The sequence below is a fragment of the Bradyrhizobium sp. 40 genome, assembly GCF_023100925.1.
Lineage (GTDB): Bacteria > Pseudomonadota > Alphaproteobacteria > Rhizobiales > Xanthobacteraceae > Bradyrhizobium.
In genome coordinates this window covers 3,034,540-3,056,891 of record NZ_CP064688.1, presented here as the reverse complement: position 1 = coordinate 3,056,891, position 22,352 = coordinate 3,034,540, and the positions used below count along the sequence as shown (strand labels likewise).

The 22,352-nt window shown below is 63.9% G+C and carries 31 protein-coding genes; 2 read left to right on the top strand and 29 right to left on the bottom strand.

Annotated features, from left to right (window positions below; genetic code table 11):
- Positions 1-43: 43 nt before the first annotated feature.
- Together IVB40_RS14785 and IVB40_RS14780 are read right to left on the bottom strand one after the other, a co-directional pair.
- Entirely contained in the window at positions 44-1,378 is a 1,335-nt protein-coding gene (locus IVB40_RS14785) for a replication-associated recombination protein A (protein WP_247819185.1), read from the bottom strand.
- A complete protein-coding gene (locus IVB40_RS14780; RefSeq protein WP_027567482.1) occupies positions 1,375-2,781 on the bottom strand; it encodes a DegQ family serine endoprotease in 1,407 nt (468 codons plus the stop codon). The genes IVB40_RS14785 and IVB40_RS14780 overlap by 4 nt, the downstream gene beginning before the upstream one ends.
- A 311-nt stretch (positions 2,782-3,092) precedes the next feature.
- Here IVB40_RS14780 and IVB40_RS14775 point away from each other — a divergent pair, with 311 nt between their 5' ends.
- Both IVB40_RS14775 and IVB40_RS14770 read left to right on the top strand, forming a co-directional pair.
- The gene (locus IVB40_RS14775; protein WP_247819184.1) at positions 3,093-4,706 is read left to right on the top strand and encodes an OprO/OprP family phosphate-selective porin; all 1,614 of its coding nucleotides are present in this window, start codon (positions 3,093-3,095) and stop codon (positions 4,704-4,706) included.
- 80 nt (positions 4,707-4,786) lie between these two features.
- The gene (locus tag IVB40_RS14770; RefSeq protein WP_247819183.1) at positions 4,787-5,800 is read left to right on the top strand and encodes a zinc-binding alcohol dehydrogenase family protein; all 1,014 of its coding nucleotides are present in this window, start codon (positions 4,787-4,789) and stop codon (positions 5,798-5,800) included.
- Between the two features lie 3 nt (positions 5,801-5,803).
- Here the strand turns inward: IVB40_RS14770 and IVB40_RS14765 are convergent, their stop codons facing one another.
- The 27 genes from IVB40_RS14765 to rplB all read right to left on the bottom strand — a co-directional run bounded on the left by IVB40_RS14765 (position 5,804) and on the right by rplB (position 22,341).
- Positions 5,804-7,132, bottom strand: a complete 1,329-nt coding sequence (locus tag IVB40_RS14765) for a chloride channel protein (protein WP_247819182.1) — start codon at positions 7,130-7,132, stop codon at positions 5,804-5,806.
- A gap of 56 nt (positions 7,133-7,188) precedes the next feature.
- Positions 7,189-7,485: a DUF1330 domain-containing protein gene (locus IVB40_RS14760; RefSeq protein ID WP_247819181.1), complete on the bottom strand. Its 297-nt coding sequence runs from the start codon at positions 7,483-7,485 to the stop codon at positions 7,189-7,191.
- A gap of 9 nt (positions 7,486-7,494) precedes the next feature.
- Entirely contained in the window at positions 7,495-8,283 is a 789-nt protein-coding gene (locus IVB40_RS14755; RefSeq protein ID WP_247819180.1) for an SDR family oxidoreductase, read from the bottom strand.
- A gap of 80 nt (positions 8,284-8,363) precedes the next feature.
- Positions 8,364-9,203, bottom strand: coding sequence for a cytochrome c (locus IVB40_RS14750; RefSeq protein WP_247396637.1), 840 nt, complete (start codon positions 9,201-9,203; stop codon positions 8,364-8,366).
- A 118-nt stretch (positions 9,204-9,321) separates the two neighbouring features.
- Positions 9,322-9,738, bottom strand: a complete 417-nt coding sequence (gene rplQ / locus IVB40_RS14745; RefSeq protein ID WP_007603047.1) for a 50S ribosomal protein L17 — start codon at positions 9,736-9,738, stop codon at positions 9,322-9,324.
- Between the two features lie 121 nt (positions 9,739-9,859).
- Positions 9,860-10,891 (bottom strand): DNA-directed RNA polymerase subunit alpha, encoded by a 1,032-nt coding sequence (locus tag IVB40_RS14740; protein WP_035961343.1) that lies wholly within the window; start codon positions 10,889-10,891, stop codon positions 9,860-9,862.
- A 112-nt stretch (positions 10,892-11,003) separates the two neighbouring features.
- Positions 11,004-11,393, bottom strand: a complete 390-nt coding sequence (gene rpsK, locus IVB40_RS14735; protein WP_007603045.1) for a 30S ribosomal protein S11 — start codon at positions 11,391-11,393, stop codon at positions 11,004-11,006.
- A gap of 123 nt (positions 11,394-11,516) precedes the next feature.
- Positions 11,517-11,885: a 30S ribosomal protein S13 gene (gene rpsM, locus IVB40_RS14730; protein ID WP_007611599.1), complete on the bottom strand. Its 369-nt coding sequence runs from the start codon at positions 11,883-11,885 to the stop codon at positions 11,517-11,519.
- Between the two features lie 187 nt (positions 11,886-12,072).
- A complete protein-coding gene (locus IVB40_RS14725; RefSeq protein WP_247819179.1) occupies positions 12,073-12,966 on the bottom strand; it encodes an adenylate kinase in 894 nt (297 codons plus the stop codon).
- 274 nt (positions 12,967-13,240) lie between these two features.
- Entirely contained in the window at positions 13,241-14,572 is a 1,332-nt protein-coding gene (gene secY, locus IVB40_RS14720) for a preprotein translocase subunit SecY (protein WP_007611601.1), read from the bottom strand.
- 152 nt (positions 14,573-14,724) lie between these two features.
- Positions 14,725-15,210, bottom strand: coding sequence for a 50S ribosomal protein L15 (rplO, locus tag IVB40_RS14715; protein ID WP_007611602.1), 486 nt, complete (start codon positions 15,208-15,210; stop codon positions 14,725-14,727).
- 73 nt (positions 15,211-15,283) lie between these two features.
- Positions 15,284-15,490, bottom strand: a complete 207-nt coding sequence (gene rpmD / locus IVB40_RS14710) for a 50S ribosomal protein L30 (protein ID WP_007603038.1) — start codon at positions 15,488-15,490, stop codon at positions 15,284-15,286.
- A 25-nt stretch (positions 15,491-15,515) separates the two neighbouring features.
- A complete protein-coding gene (gene rpsE / locus IVB40_RS14705) occupies positions 15,516-16,103 on the bottom strand; it encodes a 30S ribosomal protein S5 (RefSeq protein WP_007603037.1) in 588 nt (195 codons plus the stop codon).
- A gap of 47 nt (positions 16,104-16,150) precedes the next feature.
- On the bottom strand, positions 16,151-16,513 hold the full coding sequence (gene rplR / locus IVB40_RS14700) for a 50S ribosomal protein L18 (protein ID WP_007603036.1): 363 nt from the start codon (positions 16,511-16,513) through the stop codon (positions 16,151-16,153).
- Between the two features lie 11 nt (positions 16,514-16,524).
- A complete protein-coding gene (gene rplF / locus IVB40_RS14695) occupies positions 16,525-17,058 on the bottom strand; it encodes a 50S ribosomal protein L6 (protein WP_007611603.1) in 534 nt (177 codons plus the stop codon).
- A gap of 16 nt (positions 17,059-17,074) precedes the next feature.
- On the bottom strand, positions 17,075-17,473 hold the full coding sequence (gene rpsH, locus IVB40_RS14690; RefSeq protein WP_007603034.1) for a 30S ribosomal protein S8: 399 nt from the start codon (positions 17,471-17,473) through the stop codon (positions 17,075-17,077).
- 14 nt (positions 17,474-17,487) lie between these two features.
- Positions 17,488-17,793 (bottom strand): 30S ribosomal protein S14, encoded by a 306-nt coding sequence (gene rpsN / locus IVB40_RS14685; protein WP_007611604.1) that lies wholly within the window; start codon positions 17,791-17,793, stop codon positions 17,488-17,490.
- 46 nt (positions 17,794-17,839) lie between these two features.
- Complete coding sequence (gene rplE / locus IVB40_RS14680) at positions 17,840-18,397, bottom strand: 50S ribosomal protein L5 (RefSeq protein WP_007603032.1); 558 nt, start codon at positions 18,395-18,397, stop codon at positions 17,840-17,842.
- Positions 18,390-18,704 carry a 50S ribosomal protein L24 gene (rplX, locus tag IVB40_RS14675; RefSeq protein ID WP_007603031.1) on the bottom strand — a complete coding sequence of 105 codons (315 nt, stop codon included), beginning with the start codon at positions 18,702-18,704 and terminating at the stop codon, positions 18,390-18,392. The genes rplE and rplX overlap by 8 nt, the downstream gene beginning before the upstream one ends.
- On the bottom strand, positions 18,704-19,072 hold the full coding sequence (gene rplN, locus IVB40_RS14670) for a 50S ribosomal protein L14 (protein ID WP_007603030.1): 369 nt from the start codon (positions 19,070-19,072) through the stop codon (positions 18,704-18,706). Before rplN ends, rplX begins: the two co-directional genes overlap by 1 nt.
- Positions 19,073-19,155: 83 nt before the next feature.
- A complete protein-coding gene (gene rpsQ / locus IVB40_RS14665) occupies positions 19,156-19,404 on the bottom strand; it encodes a 30S ribosomal protein S17 (RefSeq protein ID WP_007603028.1) in 249 nt (82 codons plus the stop codon).
- Between the two features lie 13 nt (positions 19,405-19,417).
- Positions 19,418-19,624: a 50S ribosomal protein L29 gene (rpmC, locus tag IVB40_RS14660; RefSeq protein WP_007603026.1), complete on the bottom strand. Its 207-nt coding sequence runs from the start codon at positions 19,622-19,624 to the stop codon at positions 19,418-19,420.
- 5 nt (positions 19,625-19,629) lie between these two features.
- Complete coding sequence (gene rplP / locus IVB40_RS14655) at positions 19,630-20,043, bottom strand: 50S ribosomal protein L16 (RefSeq protein WP_007603024.1); 414 nt, start codon at positions 20,041-20,043, stop codon at positions 19,630-19,632.
- Between the two features lie 32 nt (positions 20,044-20,075).
- A complete protein-coding gene (gene rpsC / locus IVB40_RS14650) occupies positions 20,076-20,801 on the bottom strand; it encodes a 30S ribosomal protein S3 (RefSeq protein ID WP_007603023.1) in 726 nt (241 codons plus the stop codon).
- 18 nt (positions 20,802-20,819) lie between these two features.
- Complete coding sequence (gene rplV / locus IVB40_RS14645; RefSeq protein WP_007603022.1) at positions 20,820-21,206, bottom strand: 50S ribosomal protein L22; 387 nt, start codon at positions 21,204-21,206, stop codon at positions 20,820-20,822.
- Between the two features lie 10 nt (positions 21,207-21,216).
- Positions 21,217-21,495 (bottom strand): 30S ribosomal protein S19, encoded by a 279-nt coding sequence (rpsS, locus tag IVB40_RS14640; protein ID WP_007603021.1) that lies wholly within the window; start codon positions 21,493-21,495, stop codon positions 21,217-21,219.
- 12 nt (positions 21,496-21,507) lie between these two features.
- The gene (gene rplB, locus IVB40_RS14635; protein ID WP_007603020.1) at positions 21,508-22,341 is read right to left on the bottom strand and encodes a 50S ribosomal protein L2; all 834 of its coding nucleotides are present in this window, start codon (positions 22,339-22,341) and stop codon (positions 21,508-21,510) included.
- Between the last annotated feature and the right edge of the window lie 11 nt (positions 22,342-22,352).

Below are 22,352 nucleotides of genomic sequence, written 5' to 3'. Positions count from 1 at the left end.
TTTTTGGCACGTAAATGCAAGCGCCTTCTGGGTGCTGCAGAACCTACTTCCCACCCCGCTCCTTCCGCAACTTCGCCCAATAATCCAGCCGCTTCCTGATCTCCCGCTCGAACCCGCGGTCGGGCGGGTCGTAGAAGGTCTGGCGGCCCAGCGCTTCCGGGAAGTAATCCTGGCCGGAGAAGGCGTCGGGGGCGTCATGGTCGTATTCGTAAGATGCGCCGTAGCCTTCCGACTTCATCAGCTTGGTCGGCGAGTTGAGGATATGTTTCGGCGGCAACAGCGAGCCGGCCTGCTTTGCGACCTGCATCGCCTTGCCGAAGGCGGTGTAGACGGCATTCGATTTCGGCGCGGTGGCGAGATAGACCACGGCTTGCGCGATCGCGAGCTCGCCCTCGGGATGACCGAGGAAGTCGAAGGTGTCCTTGGCTGCGTTGGCGATGACCAGCGCCTGCGGATCGGCAAGCCCGATATCCTCGACCGCCATGCGCACGACACGACGGGCCAGAAACAGCGGGTCCTCGCCGGCATCGAGCATGCGCGCGAGATAATACAGCGCGGCATCGGGATCGGAGCCTCGCACCGACTTATGCAGCGCCGAGATCAAATTGTAATGGCCGTCGGCCGACTTGTCGTAGATGGGCGCGCGACGCTGCAATATTTCCTGCAACTGCGCGGCGTCGAAAATCTCGTCCTTGCGCGCGGCGCGCCAGACTTCCTCGACGAGCGTCAGCGACGCGCGGCCGTCGCCATCGGCCATGCGCACCAGCACGGCGCGCGCTTCCTCGTCGAGCGGCAGCTTGCGGCCCTCGACCTCCTCGGCATGCGCAAACAGTTTTTCGATCGCGGCCGCGTCGAGCGAGCGAAACACCAGCACGCGCGCCCGGGACAGAAGCGCCGCGTTGAGTTCGAAGGACGGATTTTCGGTGGTGGCGCCGACCATCACCACCGTGCCGTCTTCCATGACGGGCAGAAACGAATCCTGCTGGGCCCGGTTGAAGCGATGCACCTCGTCGACGAACAGCAGCGTGCCCTTGCCCATCTCGCGGCGTGCACGCGCCGCCTCAAAGGCCTTCTTCAAATCGGCGACGCCGGAGAACACCGCGGAGATCTGCTCGAAATGCAGATCGGTGGCGTCCGCGAGCAGCCGCGCCACCGTGGTCTTGCCGGTGCCGGGCGGGCCCCAGAACACCAGCGAGCCCAGCGTGCGCGTCTCCAGCATGCGCGTCAGCGCGCCGTCTGGACCCAGGATGTGATCCTGGCCGACGACCTCCGAGAGCGCGCGCGGCCGCAGCCGATCCGGCAGCGGATGCGGAGCCTCGTGATCGAGCCCCGCCGCGGCGAAGAGGGTTGGCGTCTCCTGTGGTCGCTTCGGACTCATCCGCCCAGCGTGACGTTGATCTGCTGGCCGCCACGCACCAGCGTGATGCGCCAGATGCGCTGGCGCTCGGCCGCCGCCTTTTCGAGATCGCTGGTCTTGCTGATCTTCTGGTTGTTGACCGCCAGGATGACGTCGCCCTTCTGGAAGCCGACATTCGCGGCCGCGCTGTCGCCGCCGAGATCGGTGACCACGACGCCTTCGGTATCGGCGTCCAGATGCAGCTCGTCGGCAAGCGCCGGGGTGATGGTCGAGACCTTCGCGCCCTGGAGAGGCGAGCGCGCGGTGATGACGAGCTCGTTGCGGCCGGCATCGGGCGCGGCGTCCAGCGCCACCGTCAGCTTGACCGGCTTGCCGCCGCGCTGCACGTCGATCTGCGCCGTGCCGCCGAGCGGCCGTGTGGCGAAGCGATAGTCGAAAGCGTTGGGATCATCCACGGTCTGGCCGTCGATCGAGACGATCAGGTCGGAGGATTTCAGCCCGGCCTTGGCCGCCGGCCCGTTCGGGACGACGCTTGCGACCAGCGCACCGGTCGGCGAACGCAGGCCGAGACTCTCGGCGATCTCCGGCGTCACCGCCTGCAATTTCGCCCCTAACCAGGGCCGCTTGACCGCCTTGCCGCCACCCTTGGCGGAGGCGACGACGACGCGCACCATGTTGGCGGGGATCGCGAAGCCGATGCCCTGCGAGCCGCCGGAGCGCGAATAGATCGCGGTGTTGATGCCCGCGAGCCTGCCGTTCATGTCGACCAACGCGCCGCCGGAATTGCCAGGATTGATCGCCGCGTCGGTCTGGATGAAGAACTGGTAGTCGGTGATACCGACCTGCGTGCGTGCCAAGGCCGAGATGATGCCGTGAGTCACGGTCTGGCCGACGCCGAAGGGATTGCCGATCGCCATCACGACGTCGCCTACCAGCAGTTCGTCCGAATTGGTGAATTCGAGAGCCGGAAACTTCTCCTTGGTGTCCTTCAAACGCAGCACGGCCAGATCGCTGCGAGAGTCCTTCAGCACGATCTCGGCCTCGAACTCACGCTTGTCCGACAGCGACACCTTGACCTGGTCGGCGCCTTCGATGACGTGGACGTTGGTGACAACGAGCCCCGACGCATCGACGATCACGCCCGAACCGAGCGAGCGCTGCACCTGCTCCTGCTGCTGGCCGGGCACGCCGAAGAAGCGGCGGAATATGGGGTCGTCGAGCAGCGGGTTGCGGTTCTGCACCACCTTGGCGGCATAGACGTTGACAACCGCCGGCTGCACCCGCTGCACGATCGGCGCATAGGACAGCCGCAGTTCGGCGGGCGAGGACGGCACACGGCGGTCCTGCGCGGCGGCCGGATTGAAGTTGGCCGAAAAGGCTATGCACAGTGCCGTGACGACGGCGGTCCAGGTCGATCGAAACATTCCTACCTCTTGGAAAAGACGCCGGAATATAGGCGCGTTCGCCCCTCATTAGAAGGGCGCCCGGCGGCATATTCAGGGGCCTTTCGGTGTGGCCGGCCTGCAAGCTCCGCGTGCGAAATCGCAATTTGCCGGGGCTGCCGATTGGCACGATGTGCGTCATCTTGCATGGTGGCGCAAGGCGGATTCGGTTGCGGCGAATTTACACCAGTGGGAACCGCGCAACCGGCCGCAGCGTCGCGGGGTAGTCATCGATCACACCTAGGCTCTCCGCCAGCGACTTGGGGAAGTTCGTCAAACGATGGAGTCATGACGTGAGCAGGACAAGAATTGCAGCCACGGCGATGGGTCTCGCCGCCGCACTGGCAGCCTCGCAGGCCCGGGCCCAATCGGCGAGCAGCAGCGACCAGGAGATCGCGCTCCTGAAGCAGCAGCTGAAGATGCTGGAGCAGAAGCTCGACAAGCTCCAGAGCCAGACCGCCGCGAATACTGCGGCCACAGCGAAGGCCAGGCTTGAGGCGAAGGCGGAGGCAAAAGCCGAAGCGCGTTCCGAAGCGAAGGCCGCCGTCGCCAACGCCAAAGCGGCGATCCCGCTCAAGGGACCGGCGCCCGCATCCGGCGTCGTCGTGACAATGCCGAACAACCGACCGACCATCTGCACTGCCGATGGGGCTAACTGCGTCGGGATCACAAGCCGCGTGCATTGGGATGTCGGCGGCTATGACTATCGGCCCAACACGGCGGCAACCGTGCCGCAAAAGCTCGACAGCGGCGAGAACGTCCGCCGCGCGCGCATCGGTGTCGCCGGCAAGTTCTTCCACGACTGGAATTTCGCGCTGGTCTACGACTTCGGGGGCTCTTCCGACGGGTTTGGCGGCGCAGCTCCGGGTTCGCTGCCCGGCGGCGGCGTCTCTGGCGTCGAGAACGCCTATCTCAGCTATACCGGCCTGAAACCGTTCGGCGGCAAGATGGCCATCGAAGGCGGCATCATGGACCTGCCCTACACGCTCGATGAGGCCACGAGCTCCAACGACATCATGTTCATGGAGCGCGCCTCGGCGGGGATCGTCGCCACGAGCATCGCCGCGGGCGACTTCCGTTCGGCGGTCGGCACGCGCTGGTACAACGACGAGTTCTGGGTCGGCGCCTATGTCACCGGCCCCGCCACCGGTGCGATCCACTCAGCGTCGAGCGTTGCGCCGAACGGCGCCACGGAACAATACGGCGCGGTCGCGCGTGTCGCCGGCCAAGTCGTCAGCGGCAAAGACTACTCGGTCCATCTCGGGGGCAATGCCGAATGGCTGATCCAGCCGACGCGCAATCTGGTGACGGGTGCACAGACGGTGACGCTGACCGATCGTCCGGAACTGCGCATCGATCCCACGGCGCTGGCTACGACCGGCGCGATCGCCAATGCCTCCGGCGCGCAGGTCTACAGCGTCGAAGCCGCCGCCACCTATGGACCGCTGATCCTGCAAGGCGAGTATTTCTGGTACAACATCGATCGCAGCGCCAATACCGGCCTGCCGCCGCTGGGTGCGCCGAGCCTCAAATTCCAGGGCGGCTACGCGCAGGCCGGCTACGTGCTGACTGGCGAGGGTCGCAGCTATAATGCGGCGAATGCGGCCTATGGCGGCGTCAAGCCGGCGCACCCGTTCTCGCTCGAGGGCGGCGGCTGGGGCGCGTGGGAAGTCGCGGGACGCTTCTCCACGATCGACCTCAACGATCAGCTCGGGACCGCCACCGGCATCGCAGGCGGCCGGCAGACCGTCTACACGGCGGCGCTGAACTGGTATGTCAACGGCAACGTCCGTTTCATGCTGGACTATCTGCATGGCACGGTGTCGAGGCAGGCCTCGCCGGTCTCGACCGCCGATGTCGGCTCGAAGTTCGATGCGGTCGCCATGCGGACGCAGTTCGCGTTCTAGGTATCGCCTGTCGTCCCGGGGTACGCGAAAACGCGAACCCGGGACCCAGCATCTGCAACGCTATCTGAAGGAGACAAGCCATGAAGGCCGTCGGCTACAAGAAATCGCTTCCGATCGAGGATCAGGACGCGCTGATCGATTTCGAGACCGCAAAGCCCGAGCCCGGCGGCCGCGACATCCGCGTCGCCGTGAAGGCGATCTCGGCCAATCCGGTCGATTACAAGGTGCGCAAGCGCGCCGCTCCGCCCGAGGGCGAGACGAAGATTCTGGGCTATGACGCGGCCGGCGTGGTCGACGCCGTCGGTCCCGACGTCACCTTGTTCAAGCCGGGCGACGAAGTATTTTACGCCGGCTCGATCCTGCGCCAGGGCACCAATTCCGAATTCCATCTCGTTGACGAGCGCATCGTCGGCAATAAACCGAAGAGCCTGTCGTTCGCGCAGGCAGCCGCCCTTCCCCTCACCTCCATCACCGCCTGGGAGCTGTTGTTCGACCGGCTGGGTGCGGTGCCCGGCAAGAGTGTCGATCCACGTACGCTGCTGATCACGGGCGGCGCCGGCGGCGTCGGCTCGATCCTGATCCAGCTCGCTCGCCGCCTCACCGGGCTGACCGTGGTTGCAACCGCAACGCGGCCGGAATCGCAAAAATGGTGCCTCGATCTCGGCGCGCATGCAGTAATCGACCACGGCCAACCGATGAAGGAGCAGATCGAGAAGCTCAAGCTGCCGCCAGTCGCGCTGGTGGCGAGCCTCACCTTCACCGACCAGCACTACAAGAGCATCGCCGATTTGATGGCGCCGCAGGGCAAGTTCGGCCTGATCGACGATCCGCCGGAATTCACCATGAGTGCGTTCAAGGGCAAGGCCATCTCGGTGCATTGGGAATCGATGTTCACGCGCTCCTCGTTCCAGACCGCCGATATGATCGCGCAACATCATCTGCTGAACGACGTCGCCGACCTCATCGACAAGGGCGTCTTGCGTACCACGCTCGACCAGACCTTCGGCACGATCAACGCGGCCAATCTCAAGCGCGCGCACGCGCTTTTGGAGAGCGGCAAGTCGCGCGGCAAGATCGTGCTGGAGGGGTGGTAGGTCTTAGCTCGAAGCGGGCGCCGCTTTCGTCTCCGGCGGACGCGTCGCCCGCTCGATAAAGCCCTTGGCGAGCGCGTGGTAGATCCCTTCCTCGCAGATCAGCCGTGAGGTGGCGTGTGCGATCAGGGCAGCGGCCATTAACGGCACCACCATGGCGTGGTTGTCGGTCATCTCGGTCACGATGACGAAAGCGGTGATCGGCGCCTGCACCACCCCTGCAAAATACGACACCATGCCGAGCAACATGATCGCACCGAGCGGAGCGTCGTGGAAGAAGGACGCGATATTGCTGCCGAGGCCGGCTCCAACGGCGAGTGACGGCGAAAAAATTCCGCCGGGTATGCCACTGATCGCCGCGAAGGTGGTGGCGAGAAGCTTGAGGATGCCGAAGTCCTGCGGCAGCGGTGCGCCCTGCTCCAGGGCCGTCTTTACCTGCTGGTAGCCTGTGCCATAGACCGTATCGCCGGAGACGATACCGCAGATCGCGACCGCCAATCCGCACGCGAGCGCGAACCACAAAGGGTGGCCCTTGACCGCACGCCCGAACGGATGGGCCGAGCCCCGCGCCATGGTGATGACGATGCGGCTGAAGACGCCGCCGGCCACGCCGCCAACCACGCCGCACACCGGAACCGCGAGCCAGTCGGCGCCGGGGGCCAGCGACATCGCACTGCTGCCGAAATAGGCGTAATTGCCCATCAGCGCGAGCGAGGTCAGGCCGGCCGCGATCACCGCCGCGATGATCAGGCTGCTGGTACGCGTCTCGAAAGCACGGCTCATCTCCTCGATGCCGAAGACGATCCCCGCCAGCGGCGTGTTGAAGGCGGCCGCGACGCCAGCAGCCGCGCCGGCCAGGATCAATCCGGGCTGGCGGCGTGGCGAGACGCGGCCGAGCGCGAACATGATGGAAGCGCCGACTTGAACGCTCGGTCCTTCCCGGCCGACGGAGCCACCGCACAGCAGACCGAACAAGGTGAGGATCACCTTTCCGATCGCGATTCGGATCGAGACCAGGCTCTCGCGCGCCGTCTGGTCGGTCAGATGCCGTGCGGCGATCGCCTGAGGAATGCCGCTGCCCTGTGCGTTCGGGAACAACCGGGTGGTCAGATAGGCCGAGAGCATGAAGCCGAGAGGAGTCACCGCGAGCACGGCGTACCGCGACTGGGCCAACAGCAGCGCAAAGGCGTGCTGGGCGAGATCGGCAAGCTGCGCCAGCGCCACCGCCGCGGCGCCAACCCCGATTCCACCGAGCACGAAGATCGCCCGCCGCTGCCATCGCGCGGATGTCAGCCTGAACAGGCGTTTATGGCGGGTCGAGAGGGGCCAGAGCATAAAACCGAGGTTTAGCCGGTCCCGCCGCGAATTGAAGAGGCAAGCGAGCAGACCAGCTAGGCCGGAACCAGGCCCTCGACGAACATCAACCGCCGCTCCAGCGCGGTCTGCCGAAGCTTTAGCGCCTCCGCATATTCCGGCGACGCGTACCATTCGCGCGCGCGTTCCATCGAGGTAAACTCCACGATGATGATGGTCTTGGGCGGCGGGCCGCCCTCCACCAATTCGGCGGCGCCGCCGCGGACGAGATAGCGGCCGCCATATTGCGCGATGGTAGCAGCAGCCAGCGTACGATAGGCCTCCATCGCGGCCTGATCACGCGCCTCGACCTCCGAGATCACATAGGCCGGCATGAGACGGCCTCAGGCAATCGTGTTGACGATGCCGCCTTCCGCGCGCAGCGCCGCACCGTTGGTCGCGGAGGCTTCCTTCGAAGCCGCATACACCACCATGTTGGCGATCTCGTCGACGCTGGCGAAGCGTTGGAGCAGCGAGCTTGGGCGATGCTGTTTGACGAAATTGGCCGCGGCCTCATCGACCGACTGCCCGTTCTGCTTGGCGAGATCCTTCACGAAGGTCTCGACGCCTTCCGACATGGTCGGGCCCGGCAGCACGGAATTGACGGTGACGCCGGTGCCGCGTGTGAGCTGCGCCAGGCCGCGCGCGACCGAGAGCTGCGCCGTCTTGCTCATGCCGTAGTGGATCATCTCGACGGGAATGTTGAGCCCTGATTCCGAGGAGATGAAGACGATTCGGCCCCAGTTGCGCTTGAGCATGCCCTTCATATACGCGCGTGACAGACGCACGCCGCTCATCACGTTGACCTCGAAAAAGCGACTCCAGTCTTCGTCCGGAATGTCGAAGAAGTCTTTCGGCTCGAAGATGCCGGCATTGTTGATAAGGATGTCGACGTCTGGCAGCGCCGCCGCCAACGCCTTGCAGCCCGCCGCGGTCGAGACGTCGGCGGCGATGCCGCGGACCTTTCCGCCCGCCCCTTCCAGCTTGCGCACGGCCGCATCGACCTTGTCCTGGCCCCGTCCGTTGATCACGACGCTCGCACCCGAGCCGGCAAGGCCCTTGGCGATGGCGTGGCCGATGCCGGCGGTCGAGCCGGTGACGAGGGCGGTCTTTCCGGAAAGGTCGATGTTCATGCGATGTCTCCATTGAAACTGACGGAGATATCGTGCGCTGCGCGGGCGGGTGCAATCGCCCCTCACCGACGCGTGAGGATTTAGTTGCGAGGCGGAAGCGTCCGGAGAAACGCGACGATGGCATCGAGATCCTGGGCCGTCATGCTGGCATAGGCCGCATAGGCCATCGGCGGCTTCAGTTTGTGGCCGTCGCGTGCGATGCCTTGCGCAATCGCACGTTTGATTTCGTCGTCGCTCCACCCGCCGATGCCCGCGGCTATATCCGCGGTGATGTTGGCGGAGACGGATTCGCCCCACGGCCCCTTGAATGTCCGGCCGCCCTTGCCGCTCGCTCCGGCGAAATCGTGCACGACGGACGGGCCGTCCGGCGTGTGGCATTCCAGGCAATGGGCGATGGTCAGGAGATAGCGGCCGCGCGCAAGCCTGTCGGAAAGCTCAGCCTCGTTCGCCTGCTTGCCGGCGTAGATCGGCGTCTCCGGCTTCGGCGCGCTTCTGTATTCCGGCGGCGGCGTCTCGTGGCGTACGGCCGGCACTGAGCGCAAATAAGCTGCGAGCGCGTCGAGATCGCGGGCCGTGAGCACGGTGTAGAACGCGGTCGGCATGATCGGCGCGACCCTGGTTCCGTTCGGCCTGACGCCGCTGACGAGAAACCGCTTCAGCTCGGCGTCGGTCCAGTTGCCGATGCCGGTGTCCTTGTCCGGTGTGATGTTGGAGCCAGAGACCTTGAAGGCGGGCTCGTCAAAAACCTGGCTGCCCCCGGAGAGCGCGCGAGAGAGATCGAGCCCTTGCGGCCCTCGCGGCGTGTGGCAGTTGTGGCAAACCATCACGCTGTTGACGAGATAGGCGCCGCGCTCGACCAGCGTCTCGCCAGAGGCCGGCGACATCAGCAGCGCCAGCGCAATCCCTGACACAATCCTCATCGAGAGCCCCCCGGCCGGAATCGCGTTCAACGAAACGATGCGCGGTATGAGATGCAGCCGCGCCAACAAAAAAGCGGCGCCCGAAGGCGCCGCTTTCTGAAAACTCTCCGCGGTCGGCTTACGCCGCCTCGGCTTCCTTTTCCTGCACCGGACCGGAGTCCTGGCCCTTGGCATCGACGTCGCGATCGACGAACTCGATCACGGCCATCGGGGCGTTGTCGCCGTAGCGGAAGCCCGCCTTGATGATGCGGGTGTAGCCACCCTGGCGATCCTTGTAGCGGGGCGCGAGCGTGTCGAACAACTTCCTGACCTGATCCTTGTCGCGCATCTCGGAGATGGCCTGGCGGCGCATGGCCAGCCCGCCCTTCTTGCCGAGGGTAATCAGCTTCTCGACGATCGGACGCAATTCCTTCGCCTTCGGCAGCGTGGTGACGATCTGCTCGTGCTTGATCAGCGCGGCGCACATGTTGGCGAACATCGCGCGGCGATGCTCGGCGGTGCGGTTGAGCTTGCGATGAACCTTGCCGTGACGCATTTTATCTATTCCTTGAATTTCATTCGTCGCGACGGTTCGTCGGACCAGTTGCTCAGGTGGGCTGCCTGCGTTCGCCCGCTAAGGCGCGATGAATTCGCGCCTCAGCCTGTCGTCGTTCGGATCAGTAATGATCCTCGAAGCGCTTGGCGAGCTCGTCGATGTTCTCCGGCGGCCAGCCCGGCACTTCCATGCCGAGATGCAGACCCATCTGGGCCAGCACTTCCTTGATCTCGTTCAGCGACTTGCGGCCGAAGTTCGGAGTGCGGAGCATTTCGGCTTCCGACTTCTGCACGAGGTCGCCGATGTAGACGATATTGTCGTTCTTCAAGCAGTTGGCCGAACGCACCGACAGCTCGAGCTCGTCCACCTTCTTGAGGAAGGCCGGGTTGAAGGCGAGGTCCGGGATGATCTCCTGGGCGACTTCCTTGCGCGGCTCTTCGAAGTTGACGAACACGTTGAGCTGGTCCTGCAGGATGCGCGCAGCGTAGGCCACGGAATCATCCGGCGTCAGCGCGCCGTTGGTCTCGATCGTCATGGTCAGCTTGTCGTAGTCGAGGATCTGGCCCTCGCGGGTGTTTTCGACCTTGTAGGAGACCTTGCGGACCGGCGAGTACAGGCTGTCGACCGGGATCAGGCCGATCGGCGCGTCCTCGGGGCGGTTGCGCTCGGCGGGCACGTAGCCCTTGCCGGTGGCGACCGTGAACTCCATGCGGATCTCGGCGCCCTCGTCGAGCGTGCAGATCTGCAGGTCCGGGTTGAGCACGACGACATCGCCCACGGTCTGGATGTCGCCGGCAGTGACGACGCCCGGGCCGGACTTCTTCACGACCATGCGCTTGGGGCCTTCGCCCTGCATCTTGATCGAGATGTCCTTGATGTTGAGCACGATGTCGGTGACGTCCTCACGGACGCCCGCGATCGAGGAGAACTCGTGCAGCACGCCGTCGATGTGCACCGACTGCACAGCCGCGCCCTGGAGCGACGACAGCAGGATGCGGCGCAGCGCGTTGCCGAGCGTCTGGCCGAAGCCGCGCTCGAGCGGCTCGGCGACGATGGTCGCGAAACGGTTCGAATCGCTGCCGGGCTGCACCTGGAGCTTGTTCGGTCGAATCAGTTCTTGCCAATTTTTCTGGATCGTCACTGTTTCACCCATACAGGCCAGTCAAACTGCCGTTGCAGATACTGGCGTTGGAGAAAGGCCACAGGTCGCACCTGCGGCTTCTTAAAAAAGTCATCGCAGGCGACGATGCGCCCGCAACTTCGTATCAAACGCGCCGGCGCTTGCGGGGACGGCAACCGTTGTGCGGGATCGTGGTCACGTCGCGGATCGAGGTGACGGTGAAGCCCGCGGCCTGGAGCGCCCGGAGCGCCGATTCGCGGCCCGAACCGGGACCGGCGACTTCGACTTCCAGCGTGCGCATGCCGTGTTCCTGCGCCTTCTTCGACACGTCCTCGGCCGCAACCTGCGCGGCATACGGGGTCGACTTGCGCGAGCCCTTGAAGCCCATCGTGCCGGCGGAGGACCAGGCGATCGTGTTGCCCTGCGCATCGGTGATGGTGATGGTCGTGTTGTTGAACGACGAGTTCACGTGCGCGACGCCGGAGGCGATGTTCTTGCGCTCACGACGACGAACGCGGGTGGCTTCCTTGCCCATAGACTACCTTTCCTGAAGATCTCAAACGCCGCCGTAATGCCAGCGGCTACACCTGTAGAACGAAAGGCGTGTGGCGAACGGGTCATCCCCGGGTCGCCACACGCCGTAATTGGATGCGAAAACTTACTTCTTCTTGCCGGCGATGGCCTTGGCCGGACCCTTGCGCGTGCGCGCATTGGTGTGGGTACGCTGGCCACGCACCGGCAGACCGCGACGATGGCGCAGGCCGCGGTAGCAGCCGAGATCCATCAGACGCTTGATGTTGATGCCGACCTCACGACGCAAATCGCCCTCGACGAGATAGTCGCGGTCGATCACTTCGCGGATCTGAAGCACTTCGGCGTCGCTGAGCTGATTGACCCGACGATCGTCCGGGATTTTGACCTTCTCCATGATCTCACCGGCGATCTTCTGACCGATGCCATGGATGTACTGGAGCGCGATCAGCACGCGCTTGTTGGTCGGGATGTTCACGCCGGCAATACGGGCCACGGCCTTCTCTCCTGTCGCCGATCCCTCGTCAGGAATCGGGCTTTAAGTGCTTGGTTTCTCGGGCAGGTGTTCACAAACGCGAACACGACGCCCACCCCTAGTCTTCCTGGGGCCCGGCATCGTTTGAAACTATCCGACTTGGATGCGGGGCTTATTAGGGGATTCAGGGGGCTTTCGTCAACCGCTGCTAGCGCTTAGCTCGCCTTTTCGTGACCTTTTTTGCGGCCTTTTTGGCACCTTTCTTGACAGCCTTCCTGGCGGTCTTTTTGGCTGCCTTTTTCTTCACGGTTTTCTTGACGGTTTTTTTGGCCGCCTTCTTAGGACCCTTCGCGGCCTTCTTGGCCGCTTTCCTGGATTTGGCGGCCTTTTTGGCCGCCTTCGCCGGCTTTTTGGCCGATTTCTTCGCCGCCTTGGCCTTTTTGGCCGGAGCCGCCTTGGCCGTGCGCCGGGCGGAGGCCTTGCCGTGCGTCTTGCCATGCGTCTTGGGCTCGACCGCCCCAAGCGCCAGGAGCAGGCGATGGATGGCGCGGGTGACCTCGTCGATCGCCATCATGCCGTCGATGGTCGAGAGCTTCCGCCGCTCGGAATAGTAGTGAATCAGCGGTTCCGTCTGGTTGCGGTAGCTGGCCAACCGCTTGGTCAGGACCTCCGGGGTGTCGTCGAGTCGGACCTCCTCCCCGCGCTCGCGCATCTGGGCGACGCGGGTCTCGACACGGTTCAGGAGTGCACTCTCGTTGACGCGGAGCTCGATCACGGCGTCGAGCTTGAGGTGCTTGTGCTTGAGCAGCTCATCCAGCGCCTCGGCCTGCGGCACAGTGCGCGGGAAACCGTCGAGGATGAAACCGTTTTTGGCATCCGGCTGATCGATTCGATCGGAGATGATTCCGACCACGACATCGTCGGGCACAAGACCGCCGCTGGCCATGATCTCCTTGGCCTTGAGACCGACCGGCGTTCCGGCCGCCACCGCGGCACGCAACATCTCGCCGGTCGAGAGTTGGACGATGCCATAGCGCTGCACCAGCAGCTGCGCCTGGGTGCCCTTGCCCGATCCCGGCGGCCCCAGAAGTATAATTCTCATCGGCGTACGCCCCCCGATTGGTGCGCGATACGTCGCGCACCTGTGTTTTGAAGTCCAGTTACAGTGCAAATCATAATCAGCGCCGCACCGCTACCCATATCATAGGGGAGCAAATGGCCGGACGCCAAGAAGCCTTTGAGATCAGTGATTGCGCTTCAGTGCGAGTGGCTCTGCCGATGCCACCGGATGGCTGGCTGGCCGCTCCCGCAGGCGCCGCGCGTTACTCGCGCGGCGAATCGGCGGCGCAATTGCGCCGCCTGAGAGGACTCCGCGCTTAACGGCGCCGGCCGCGCAGCTTCGATTTCCGGATCAGACCTTCGTACTGATGCGCCAGGAGATAGCCCTGCACCTGCGCCACCGTGTCCATGGTGACGCTGACGACGATCAGCAACGAAGTGCCGCCAAAGTAGAACGGCACCGAGGCGTAGGAGATCAGGATTTCCGGAATCAAGCAGACGATCGCCAGGTAGACCGCGCCGAGCACGGTGATGCGCGACAGCACGTAGTCGATATATTCCGCGGTACGCTCGCCCGGACGGATACCCGGAATGAAGCCGCCGTGCTTCTTCAGATTGTCTGCGGTCTCGGTCGGATTGAACACGATCGCGGTGTAGAAGAAGGCGAAGAACACGATCAGCGCCAGATACATGATCAGGAACAGCGGACGGCCGTGGCCGAGCTGGGTGTTGATCCACTGGAACCATTCCGGCCCGCTCCCCGCGTTGAAGTTCGCAACCGTGGTCGGCAGCAGCAGCAACGAGGACGCGAAGATCGGCGGGATCACGCCCGAAGTGTTGAGCTTGAGCGGCAGATGCGAGGACTGCCCCTCGAACATCTTGTTGCCGACTTGGCGCTTCGGATACTGGATCAAGAGCCGGCGCTGGGCGCGCTCCACGAACACGATGAAGGCGATCACGGCCACCGCCATGATGATGACGACCAGAATCAGGCCGGTCGACATCGCACCCTGACGGCCGAGCTCGAGCATGTTGGCGAGCGCCGCGGGCAGCTCGGCGACGATGCCGGAGAGAATGATCAGGGAAATGCCGTTGCCGATGCCGCGCGAGGTGATCTGCTCGCCCAGCCACATCAGGAACATGGTGCCGCCGGTCAGCGTGATCGCGGTGGACAGACGGAAGAACATGCCGGGGTCGCTGACGACGTTGCCGGCGCCTTCGAGGCCCACCGCGATGCCGTAGGACTGGAACGCGGCCAGGATCACCGTGAGATAACGGGTGTACTGGTTCAGCAGCTTGCGGCCGGACTCGCCTTCCTTCTTCAGCGCCTCGAGCTGCGGCGAGACGGTGGTCAGGAGCTGGATGATGATGGAGGCCGAGATATACGGCATGATGTTCAGCGCAAAGATCGCCATGCGGTGAATGCCGCCGCCGGCGAACATGTTGAACATGCCGAGGATGCCGCCCGCCTGGGAGCGGAATACCTGCTCCCAGATGTTGGGATCGATGCCGGGCAGCGGGATGTAGGTCCCGAGCCGATAAACGAGCAGCGCACCCAGGGTGAACCAGATGCGCTTCTTCAGTTCGTCGGCCTTGGCAAACGCACCGAAATTAAGATTGGCTGCCAGTTGTTCCGCTGCAGAGGCCATCTTGGACTTTCTCCCGCCGCCTTTTGCGCCGTTATGCCCGCGGCCGGGCTACATTATACCGGACACCGGACATTATCTGGGGCTACGGCTTCGATAAGTCCATCGTCCCGCATGCGTAAAGGCCCGCGAGCCGCGGGCCGATGACGCAGTTGTTACGCCGCCTCGCCTTCTTCCTTGGCAGGCGCGAGGATCTTCACCGAGCCGCCGGCCTTCTCGACTGCCGCGATCGCGGTCTTCGAGGCGCCGTGCACTTCGATGTTGAGCTTGGCCTTGAACTCGCCGCGGCCGAGCAGCCGCAGGCCGCCCTTGGCGCGGCGCAGCACGCCGGCCTTGACCAGGGATTCGACGTTCACGACGCTGCCGGCATCGATCTTCTTGGCATCGACCGCGTCCTGGAGCCGGTCGAGATTGATCTCGGCGAACTCGATGCGGAAGATGTTGTTGAAGCCGCGCTTGGGCAGACGGCGATGCAAGGGCATCTGACCGCCTTCGAAACCCTTGATGCGCACGCCCGAACGCGCGGTCTGGCCCTTGCCACCGCGGCCGGCCTGCTTGCCCTTGCCCGAACCAATGCCGCGGCCGACGCGCATACGCTTCTTGCGTGAGCCGGCATTGTCGGCGATATCGCTGAGCTTCATCGCCCTGCTCCTTGTTTCTTGCGCATGACCTTCACCGAAAACGGGTTCCCGCTTCGGGATCGTGCGCCTTTGCTTACTTCTCGTCGACGATGCGAACGAGATGGTGAACCTTCAAGATCATGCCGCGCACCGCCGGGGTGTCCGGCAGTTCGCTGGTGCGGCCGATCTTGTTGAGCTTGAGCCCGATCAGCGTCGAGCGCTGCGAGTGATGGCGGCGGATCGCGCTGCCGGTCTGCTCGATCTTGATCGTCTTTGCGGTCGTAACGGCACTCTTGGCCATGGGCGTCTACTCCGAAAAGCTTCCGTTATTCGGCAACCGCCTCGGCGTCGCCACCGATACGGCGGGACTGGAGGGTGGACACCTTGATGTTGCGGCGGGCAGCGACCGAGCGCGGCGAATCCTGATGCTTCAGCGCATCGAAAGTCGCGCGAACCATGTTGTACGGATTCGACGAGCCGATCGACTTCGCAACCACGTCCTGGACGCCGAGCGTCTCGAACACCGCGCGCATCGGACCGCCGGCGATGATCCCGGTACCGGCCGGAGCCGCGCGCAGGTAAACACGGCCCGCGCCATGACGGCCGGCGATATCGTGATGCAGCGTGCGGCCCTCGCGCAACGACACGCGGGTCAGGTTGCGCTTGGCGGATTCGGTTGCCTTGCGGATCGCCTCAGGCACTTCGCGCGCCTTGCCGTGACCGAAGCCGGCGCGGCCCTTCTGGTCGCCGATCACGACCAGCGCTGCGAAACCGAAGCGCTTGCCGCCCTTGACGACCTTGGCGACGCGATTGATGTGGACGAGCTTGTCGACGAACTCGCTGTCGCGCTCTTCCCTGCGTTCACGTCCGCCGCCGCGTTGATCGCGTCCACCACGTTGTTCGCGTTCTGCCATGGTTTTTCCAGTCCTTCAGAGGCTTACGCCTCAATCCTCAAATTCTGTTAGAAGCTCAGCCCGCTCTCACGCGCCGCGTCGGCAAGAGCCTTGACGCGCCCGTGATAGAGATAGCTGCCGCGATCGAACACGACTTCCTTGACACCCTTCTCTGCGGCGCGCTCGGCCAGCAGCTTGCCGACCGCCTTCGCCGCATCGATGTCGGCGCCGGTCTTGCCGCCATCGCGCATCGACTTCTCGAGCGACGAGGCAGAGGCCAGCGTCTCGCCCTTCAGGTCGTCGATGACCTGGGCGTAGATGTGCTTGGACGAGCGGAATACCGACAGGCGCGGACGGCCGCCACCCGAGCGGCGCAGCTTCAGACGTACACTGCGCTTGCGCCGGGCATTCGTAACCTTGGCTTTCGACATGACCGGCTCCGTTACTTCTTCTTGCCTTCCTTGCGGAAGATGAATTCGCCAACATACTTCACGCCCTTGCCCTTGTAGGGCTCCGGCGGACGATAGGAGCGAATCTCGGCGGCGACCTGGCCGACGCGCTGAATGTCGCTGCCGGTCACCGTGATCTCGGTCGGCTTCGGCACGGTGATCGTGATCCCTTCCGGGATCGCGTAAACCACATCGTGGCTGTAGCCGAGCGCGAGCTGCAGGTTCTTGCCCTGCAGCGCGGCGCGGTAACCGACGCCGGTGATTTCGAGCTTCTTCTCGAAACCCTTGGTGACGCCTTCGACCAGATTCGCGACCTGGGCGCGAGCGGTCCCGTAAAGGGCCCGCGCGCGGTTGGTCTCGACCCGCGGGTTCACCTTGACCTGGCCGTTGTCGAGCTTCACCTCAACGTCGCTATGGACGACGAACTGAAGCTGGCCCTTCGGCCCCTTCATCTTGACGGTCTGCCCGTCGACGGTCGCGGTCACACCCGACGGCACCGCTACCGGCCTTTTGCCAACACGTGACATGGATCAAAAATCCTTCTCAGAACACCGTGAAGAGAACTTCGCCGCCCACGTTCGCTTCACGCGCACTGTGGTCGGCCATGATTCCCTTCGGTGTCGACAACACCGAAATGCCGAGTCCGTTATTGACCCGCGGCAGGTTCTTCACCGAGGCGTAAACGCGACGCCCAGGCTTGGAGACACGCTCGATCTCGCGGATAACGGGCTCGCCGTCGAAATACTTCAGCTCGATCTCGATCTCGCTGCGGCCCGAGGAGTGCTCGAGCGTGGCGTAACCGCGGATGTAGCCTTCGCTCTTCAGCACCTCGAGCACGTTCTCGCGCATCTTCGAGCCAGGCGTGGAGACCTTGTTCTTGGAGCGCATCTGCGCGTTGCGGATGCGGGTGATCAGATCGCTGATTGGATCGTGCGTAGACATCTAAACGACCCTCCTTACCAGCTGGACTTCACGAGGCCCGGGACCATGCCCTTGGAGCCAAGGTCCCGCATTGCGATGCGGGACAGTTTGGTCAAGCGATAGTTCGAGCGCGAACGGCCCGACAGCTCGCAACGCAGACGGATGCGGGTCGCCGACGAGTTGCGCGGCATTTCCGCCAGCTTCAGGGTCGCGGCGAACCGCTCCTCCATCGGCAACGTCTTGTCGGCGATGATCGCCTTCAACCGCTCGCGCTTCGGGGCGGCGTTCTTCGTCATCCGCTTGCGCCGGTTGTTCTTCTCGATTGAACTCTTCTTTGCCATGTTTGGCTCCTGGGTATCCGCGTTTGAGAGGCTTTAGGTCAGCGTCTCACTGCCGGAACGGGAAATTGAAAGCGGTCAACAAGGCCCTCGCCTCGTCGTCGGTCTTGGCCGTGGTGCAGACGGTGATGTCCATACCGCGGGATTCCGTGACCTTGTCGAAGTCGATCTCGGGGAAAATGATGTGTTCCTTGAGGCCGAGCGAGTAGTTGCCACGACCGTCGAAGCTCTTCGGGTTCAAGCCGCGGAAGTCGCGGACGCGCGGCAGCGCGACCGTCACCAGGCGATCGATGAACTCGTACATGCGGGCCTTGCGCAGCGTGACCTTGCAGCCGATTGGCTGGTTCTCACGCAACTTGAAGGTCGCGATCGCGATGCGCGAATAGGTCACGATCGCCTTCTGGCCGGCGATCTGGGTCAATTCCGCAGCGGCGTTCTCGGCCTTCTTGCGGTCGTTGACGGAATCGCCAACGCCCATGTTCAGCACGACCTTGTCCAGGCGCGGAACCTGCATGACGTTCTCATAACCGAACTTCTCGGTCATTTCCGTCCGGATCTTCGCGTCGTATTCCGCGCGCAGGCGCGGCGTGTAAGCGGCCTCAGCCATCGATCTCAGCTCCCGAGCTCTTGGCGATGCGGACCTTCTTGCCGTCCGCCAGAATCTTGAATCCGACGCGGGTCGGCTTCCCGTCCTTGCCGACATACGCGATGTTGGACAGTTGGATCGGCGACTCTTTCGAGATGATGCCGCCCTCCTGGGCCTGCGTCTGCTTCTGGTGACGCTTGACCATGTTGATGCCGCGCACCAGCGCCGTACCGGCGTCCGGACGCACTTCGAACACCTCGCCGGTGCGGCCCTTGTCGCGGCCGGTCAGCACGACGACCTTGTCGCCCTTGCGGATCTTCGCAGCCATCACAGCACCTCCGGCGCGAGCGAGATGATCTTCATGTGGTTCTTGGCGCGCAGCTCGCGCGGCACGGGCCCGAAGATACGGGTACCGACCGGCTCGGACTGATTGTTGATCAGAACGGCGGCGTTGCGGTCGAAGCGGATGACCGAACCGTCGGCGCGGCGGATGTCCTTGCGGACGCGCACCACGACGGCCTTCATCACGTCGCCCTTCTTCACCTTGCCACGCGGAATCGCTTCCTTGATCGAGACAACGATGATGTCGCCGATCGTGGCGTAGCGGCGCTTGGAGCCCCCGAGCACCTTGATACACATGACACGGCGTGCGCCAGAATTATCGGCCACGTCGAGGTTGGTCTGCATCTGAATCATTGATGCACCTCGTCCTCTTCTATTTGCGCCAGCCCAGCCGGCGCTCAACATTTACCTGAAGTCAGTCGGCTAAAGCCAACAGATCAGGCGCTTTTCTTGTGTTCGCCCCGGATCACGACCCAGCGCTTCAACTTCGAAATCGGCTTCGATTCCTCGATCCACACCATGTCGCCCGGCTTGAACTCGTTGCTCTCGTCGTGCGCGTGGTAGTTCTTCGAACGGCGGATCGTCTTCTTGTAGATCGGGTGCGTGAAGCGGCGATCGACGCGCACCACGATGGTCTTGGCTTGCTTGTCGCTGACGACCACGCCCTGCAAAGTACGTTTCGGCATCTTCGTAAGCCTCTTACTTCTTCTTCGCGCGCGTCTGCGCGGCGACGGTCTTGATCCGGGCGATGTCACGGCGGGCCTCGCGCAGACGCGAGGTGTTCTCGAGCTGCCCGGTGGCGCGCTGGAAGCGCAGGTTGAAGCGCTCCTTCTTCAGGTTCAGGATGGCGTCATCCTGCTGATCGGGGCTCAACGCGCGGATGTCTTCGATTTTCATCTGGGCCATGGCCATTACTCCGCAATGCGCTCGACGAAGCGCGTCTTGATCGGCAGCTTGGCTGCCGCCAGGGTCAGCGCTTCACGCGCCGTCTGGGTGTTGACGCCGTCGATCTCGAACAGCACCCGGCCCGGCTTGACGCGCGCGACCCACAATTCCGGCGCGCCCTTGCCGGAGCCCATGCGGACTTCGGCAGGCTTCTTCGACACGGGAACGTCGGGGAATATGCGGATCCAGACGCGGCCGGCGCGCTTCATGTGGCGGGTCAGCGCGCGGCGAGCGGCTTCGATCTGGCGCGCAGTGACGCGCTCAGGCTCGGTCGCCTTCAGACCGAACTGGCCGAAGGCCAACGTCGCGCCCGAAGACGCAACGCCGTGGATACGGCCCTTATGCGCCTTCCGGAACTTCGTTTTCTTAGGTTGCATCATGGCTTCAAGCCCTCAAATTCTCTGTGCTGGCGTCAGGCTGCAGCGTTGTCCCGGCGCTGCCGGCCGCCGCGATCGCCGCCGCCACCAGTCTCACCTTCGGCCATTCTCTTGTCCTGGGCCATCGGATCGTGCTCGAGGATCTCGCCCTTGAAGATCCAGACCTTGACACCGCAGGTGCCGAAGGTCGTGAACGCGGTCGCAACGCCGTAGTCGATGTCTGCGCGCAGCGTGTGCAGCGGCACGCGACCTTCGCGGTACCACTCCATGCGCGCGATTTCCGCGCCGCCCAGACGTCCCGAGCAGTTGATGCGGATGCCTTCCGCGCCGAGACGCATCGCCGACTGCACGGCGCGCTTCATGGCGCGGCGGAACGCCACGCGGCGCTCCAGCTGCTGCGCGATCGACTCGGCCACCAGCGTCGCATCGAGCTCCGGCTTGCGGATTTCGACGATGTTGATGACGACGTCGGACGCAGTGATGTCCGCGACCTTCTTGCGCAGCTTGTCGATGTCGGCACCCTTTTTGCCGATCACCACGCCCGGACGAGCCGAGTGGATGGTGACGCGGCACTTCTTGTGCGGACGCTCGATCACGATGCGGGCGACGGCCGCCTGCTTGAGCTCCTTGTGCAGGATCTCGCGGATCTTGACGTCCTCGTGCAGCAGCTTGCCGTATTCCTGCTTGCCCGCGTACCAGCGGGAATCCCAGGTCCGGTTGATGCCGAGACGCAGACCGATCGGATTGATCTTTTGACCCATCGTGTTCTCCTGCGTCCCTTAAGCCGCTGCTGCGGCTTCGACCTGACGAACGATGATCGTCAGCTGTGAAAATGGTTTGTAGACACGGCCCGAACGGCCACGGCCGCGGGCGGCAAAGCGCTTCATCACGAGGCCGTTGCCGACGAAGGCCTGCGCCACGACGAGATCGTCGACGTCGAGGTCGTGGTTGTTCTCGGCGTTGGCAATAGCCGATTCCAGGCACTTCTTCACGTCAACCGCGATCCGCTTGCGCGAAAACTGCAGGTCGGCGAGCGCAGCAGCCGCCTTCCGGCCGCGAATGAGCTGGGCGACCAGGTTGAGCTTCTGCGGGCTCACCCGCAGCATCCGGGCGACCGCCTTGGCCTCGTTCTCGGCGAGGCTCCGTTCGCGCTTAGGTTTGCTCATCGTTTAATCCTCAAGCCTTCTTGGCTTTCTTGTCCCCGGAGTGGCCATGGAAGGTCCGGGTCGGCGAGAACTCGCCGAACTTGTGACCGACCATTTCCTCGTTGACGGCCACCGGCACGTGCTTCTGACCGTTGTAGACGCCGAAGGTCAGACCGACGAATTGCGGCAGGATCGTCGAGCGACGGCTCCAGATCTTGATGACGTCGTGACGGCCGGACGAGCGCGCGGCATCTGCCTTCTTGAGCAGAGAACCCTCGACGAACGGGCCTTTCCAGACTGAACGAACCATGTCCGGCGTTCCTTACTTCTTCCGCTTGTGGCGGCTTAGGAGAATGAATTTGTTGGTCGACTTGTTGGAGCGGGTCTTCTTGCCCTTGGTCGGCTTGCCCCACGGAGTAACCGGGTGGCGGCCGCCCGAGGTACGACCTTCACCACCGCCGTGCGGATGGTCGATCGGGTTCATCGAGACGCCGCGGTTATGCGGCTTGCGGCCCAGCCAACGGTTGCGGCCGGCCTTGCCGATCGACGTGTTCATGTGATCCGGGTTCGACACCGCGCCGATCGTGGCGCGGCAACGGCCGTGCACCAGGCGCTGTTCGCCCGAGTTCAGGCGGACGATCACGTAGTCCTGGTCGCGACCGACGAGCTGGGCGTAGGTGCCCGCGGAACGGGCGAGCTGGCCGCCCTTCCCGATCTTGACCTCGATGTTGTGGATGATCGTGCCGACCGGCATGTTGCCGAGCGGCATGACATTGCCCGGCTTCACGTCGACGTAGTTGCCGGCGACGACGGAATCACCGACGGCCAAACGCTGCGGCGCCAGGATATAGGCCTGGGTGCCGTCTTCGTACTTGACCAGCGCGATGAACGCGGTGCGGTTCGGATCGTACTCCAGCCGCTCGACCGTCGCGGGCGCATCGACCTTGTCACGCTTGAAATCGACGGTACGCAACGTCCGCTTATGACCGCCGCCGCGGAAGCGCACGGTGATGCGACCGGTGTTATTGCGGCCGCCAGAGGAGTGCTTGCCTTCGGTAAGCGCCTTGACCGGCTTGCCCTTGTAGAGGGCCGAACGATCGACCATGACCAGCTGGCGCTGGCCCGGCGTCGTGGGATTGAATGTCTTCAGTGCCATCGTCGTACGAC